Here is a 4,476-nt window from a genome sequence, read left to right as displayed (position 1 = left end):
TCCCAGGACTGCGTATAGACACGAACATGGTGACCACGTGCCGCTACAGTTTGCGCAATGCGCATAAAATCACGCTGTAACCCACCGAATGGGAAGTATTTATACAAACAGAAAGCAACAATCATACGGGACTCCCCGCTTGTGGCGGCACAAGTCTACCCGGTAATAATTTATCGATAGCAGCAATAACATCGTCAGCGGGTATCACCGAAAGATACATTTCATTGCGATCGCGCTGTTCGCGTGGAGGCATCGGACGGTAATCACCAGCCCAAAATTGAATCATCTGCTTTGACCATGGTCGCCAAAAATTATGATCCGTTGCGCCAAACAGGCATATCAATGGTGTATCAACCGCAGCAGCAATGTGTCCCGGAGCAGAGTCCACCCCAATAAACAACTGTGCATGATCGATGACCGCTCCTAGCTCGGGGAAGCTCATCTTTCCCGCCAGCGCAGTAACGGGCCTTTCTTTGCAACCTTGTGCAATTTCATTCACGCAAGCCAGATCGTCTTCGCCTGGGCCTGAGGTCATAACTACCTCCAAACCACGCTGGTGTAAGGCGTCAATTACCTGTGAAAACTTTTCGTTATTCCAGCACTTGAAGCGTTGGCGTGCCGTTGGTTGAATTACAACGTATTCATCACCAACTCCAGCCCGATTTAATTCTGTGCGCATACGTTCCCAGCTATCCGGAGGATAGCTCATTGTTGTATGCGTAACAGTCGATTTAAGTTTCAACGGGGCCAGCACAGACAGATTGCTTTCCACCACATTTTCACCGCTAAGCGGAGCCAGACATGTAAAACTATTTTTCCAAAAAGAAGATTGCCGATGTGCATAATCTTGAGAGATTTTGATTGGCGCGTTCAGTAGCCGCATCAGTATCGCAACCATCCACTGATCGGTAAGGTTTACAACTAAATCATACCCATTTGCGCGCAACGTTCCGATCAGGTGCAGAAAATTAGTAATTTTATCAGTTACTTTTGTCTTTTTATTTTTAATACCATAAAGGGCATTAATTTCTGGGTTTTCCGACAAAATTGGGATGGTATCCTGATAGAGAAGCACGTCGATTTTCGCATCAGGATAGTTCTGCTTTAGCGTACTAATGACCGGAGTTGTTAACAACATATCTCCGTGAAAACGCATTTTTATGACCAGAATTCTATTAATTGGCTTATCCACAAGCGGCTCTTTTATCGTGAGTGTCCGGTAAAGTTAAGCAGAAAAAAGCACGCTACCGCCCCAGGCTCAACAGCTACCTGATTACTGATATCGCACTGATTTTTTACGCGCTAGTGTATCACTTCTTTCGCCATGTTCCGACTCGAATAATTCTTGCACAGCCAATGATTTTAAAACATATAAATCAATGAATTAAGATGTTCAGACCTTTTGATTTTTAGCCATCTATCTCGACTAAACCGGAAAATATCAACAGAAAACGTAAAGATGCAAAAGATGCTGGTACCCTGGACATCCCCCGCGAGGGACGCTATTTAATTTAAAAATAGGAAAAGTATTGGTAAAGCCACAGCTAAATACATAGAATCCCCAGCACATTCATAAGTCAGCTACCATTATGCTCGAATTGCTTTACACCGCCCTTTTCTACCTTATTCAGCCTTTGATCTGGGTACGGCTTTGGGTGCGCGGACGTAAGGCTCCGGCCTACCGTAAACGCTGGGGTGAACGCTACGGCTTTTACCGCCGTCCGCTAAAACCAGGCGGCATCATGCTTCATTCGGTTTCCGTGGGCGAAACGCTGGCAGCTATCCCATTAGTCCGCGCTCTGCGACATCGTTACCCCGACTTGCCGATCACGGTCACCACCATGACACCAACCGGTTCCGAGCGCGTACAATCCGCTTTTGGCCCTGACGTTCAGCATATTTATCTGCCGTACGACTTACCGGATGCCCTAAACCGTTTCCTGAATAAAGTTGACCCCAAGCTGGTGTTAATTATGGAAACCGAGCTGTGGCCGAATCTGATCGCGGCACTGCATAAGCGCCATATTCCGCTGGTCATTGCCAATGCACGTCTTTCCGCTCGCTCAGCTGCTGGCTACGCTAAATTAGGTAAATTTGTTGGCAGGCTACTGCGCCGAATTACGTTGATTGCCGCCCAGAACGAAGAAGATGGCGCTCGTTTTATCACGCTTGGTGCCAGAAGCAATCAGGTCACCGTTACCGGTAGCCTGAAGTTTGATATTTCCGTCACGCCGCAGCTGGCCGCAAAAGCGATTACATTGCGTCGTCAATGGGCACCTCACCGCCCGGTATGGATTGCAACCAGCACGCACGACGGCGAAGAAAGCATTATCATTGCCGCCCATCAGGCGTTATTAAACCAGTTCCCTAATCTTTTACTGATTCTGGTACCCAGACATCCTGAACGGTTCCCGGATGCCATTAACCTCGTACGCCAGGCTGGGCTAAGCTATACGACACGTTCTTCGGGCGAAGTTCCGTCATCAGGAACCCAGGTCGTAATCGGCGACACCATGGGCGAGTTGATGTTGCTGTATGGCATTGCTGACCTTGCATTTGTTGGCGGTTCGCTGGTTGAACGCGGTGGACACAACCCACTGGAAGCCGCGGCGCACGCCATTCCGGTACTGATGGGGCCACATACTTTTAATTTTAAAGATATTTGCGCCCGCCTCGAACAGGCAAGCGGATTGATCACCGTCACCGACGCAACTACGCTGGTGAAAGAGGTCTCTTCTTTACTGACCGATGCAGATTATCGTAATTTTTATGGCCGTCACGCAGTTGAAGTTCTGTATCAAAATCAGGGCGCGCTTCAGCGTCTGCTGCAGCTGCTGGAACCTTATCTGCCACCCAAAACGCATTGAGGCAAGTCATGCAAAAACGGGCGATTTATCCAGGAACCTTTGATCCCATTACTAACGGCCACCTCGATATCGTGACACGAGCGACAAGCATGTTTGATCACGTAATCCTGGCAATTGCCGCAAGTCCCAGTAAAAAACCGATGTTTACTCTGGAAGAGCGCGTTGAGCTGGCACAGCAGGCAACGGCGCATCTCGGTAATGTGGAGGTTCTGGGATTCAGCGATCTGATGGCAAACTTTGCCCGCGATAATCAGGCTAACATTCTGATCCGTGGCCTGCGTGCGGTAGCCGATTTTGAGTATGAAATGCAGCTGGCCCATATGAACCGTCATCTGATGCCACAACTGGAAAGCGTCTTTCTGATGCCGTCTAAAGAGTGGTCATTTATCTCATCGTCACTGGTGAAAGAAGTTGCCCGCCACCAGGGTGACGTAGCGCACTTTCTGCCGGAAAACGTTCATCAGGCATTATTGAGTAAACTGAAGTAATGCGTCTGGCCGGATGAGGCATACGCTACGTCCGGCCGATAATGGTGTTATTTCTGACAGCGACGGCAATAAAACGTTGTGCGCTGAGCGTGTTTTGTCGCAATGATTGGCGCGCCGCATACGCGACAGGGTTCATCTTCTCTCCCATAGACCTGCAGCTCCTGGGCAAAATAACCCGGCTTACCGTCACTTTGCAGAAAGTCCTTCAGCGTGGTCCCGCCCTGCTCGATAGAACGCAGCAAAACCGCCTTGATAACGCGCACCAGCAGTTCGCACTCATCCTGCGACAAAGATGACGCCAGACGGTCAGGATGGATACCAGCCGCAAACAGCGACTCGCTGGCATAGATGTTTCCCACCCCCACGACCAGCTTGTTATCCATCAGCCAGGGTTTAATCGCAGTTTTCTTCTTCGCACATTTCTGCTGCAGATAACCAGCATTGAAATCGTCGCTCAGCGGCTCAGGGCCAAGATGGGCGAGGACATTATGCCCATCCAGCTCTTTAGTCCACAGCCAGGCGCCAAAACGACGCGGATCGGTATAGCGCAGGACTTTGCCGTTACTCATCACTAAGTCGACGTGGTCATGTTTTTCTGCCGGAAGCTCTTCAGAAAGGATACGCAAACTACCCGACATCCCCAGGTGAATGATTACCCAGCCATCTGATAGCTCCAGCAGCAGGTATTTCGCGCGCCGCTGTACGCTCAGGACAGGTTTATCACTCAGACGATAGATTTCCTCTGATACAGGCCAACGCAAACGACCGTTACGCACAGTCGCGTGCATAATCGTTGCCCCCACCAGATGCGGCTCAATACCGCGGCGGCTGGTTTCGACTTCAGGTAATTCAGGCATAGTATCTCCGGCGATGTATCAGGTCTCATTAATATGGGGACGGCCAGAAAACAAAAAACCCCGCCGAGGCAGGGTTTTTCTTTACATCAAAGCGGAAATTATTTGATTTTCGCTTCTTTGTATAAAACGTGCTGACGAACAACTGGATCGAACTTTTTCAGCTCCAGTTTTTCCGGCTTAGTACGTTTGTTCTTCGTGGTGGTATAGAAGTGACCAGTACCAGCAGAAGAAACCAGCTTGATTTTCTCACGAATACCTTTAGCC

General features: G+C 49.3%; 5 protein-coding genes and 1 pseudogene. 2 read left to right on the top strand and 4 right to left on the bottom strand.

Annotated features, from left to right (window positions below; all coding sequences use genetic code 11):
- Positions 1-125 (bottom strand): annotated as a pseudogene (locus tag KQJ19_RS22475) (glycosyltransferase family 1 protein); the annotation flags it as partial.
- A complete protein-coding gene (rfaQ, locus tag KQJ19_RS22470; protein ID WP_072034359.1) occupies positions 122-1,192 on the bottom strand; it encodes a lipopolysaccharide core heptosyltransferase RfaQ in 1,071 nt (356 codons plus the stop codon). The pseudogene KQJ19_RS22475 and the gene rfaQ, both read right to left, overlap by 4 nt.
- A gap of 397 nt (positions 1,193-1,589) precedes the next feature.
- Here rfaQ and waaA point away from each other — a divergent pair, with 397 nt between their 5' ends.
- Both waaA and coaD read left to right on the top strand, forming a co-directional pair.
- On the top strand, positions 1,590-2,867 hold the full coding sequence (gene waaA, locus KQJ19_RS22465; protein ID WP_016154983.1) for a lipid IV(A) 3-deoxy-D-manno-octulosonic acid transferase: 1,278 nt from the start codon (positions 1,590-1,592) through the stop codon (positions 2,865-2,867).
- Between the two features lie 8 nt (positions 2,868-2,875).
- Positions 2,876-3,355 carry a pantetheine-phosphate adenylyltransferase gene (coaD, locus tag KQJ19_RS22460; protein ID WP_016154984.1) on the top strand — a complete coding sequence of 160 codons (480 nt, stop codon included), beginning with the start codon at positions 2,876-2,878 and terminating at the stop codon, positions 3,353-3,355.
- Positions 3,356-3,402: 47 nt separating this feature from the next.
- Here coaD and mutM read toward each other — a convergent pair whose 3' ends face one another.
- Entirely contained in the window at positions 3,403-4,212 is an 810-nt protein-coding gene (mutM, locus tag KQJ19_RS22455; protein WP_216404182.1) for a bifunctional DNA-formamidopyrimidine glycosylase/DNA-(apurinic or apyrimidinic site) lyase, read from the bottom strand.
- A 98-nt stretch (positions 4,213-4,310) separates the two neighbouring features.
- Positions 4,311-4,476 (bottom strand): 50S ribosomal protein L33 (rpmG, locus tag KQJ19_RS22450; protein ID WP_216404183.1); only part of this gene is annotated, 166 nt, incomplete at its 5' end.

The organism is Citrobacter sp. S46_ASV_140, assembly GCF_018919545.1.
In the GTDB taxonomy this organism is placed as follows: domain Bacteria; phylum Pseudomonadota; class Gammaproteobacteria; order Enterobacterales; family Enterobacteriaceae; genus Citrobacter; species Citrobacter braakii.
Note: the sequence above shows the minus strand (reverse complement) of the source record. Positions and strands in the feature narration are given on the sequence as shown.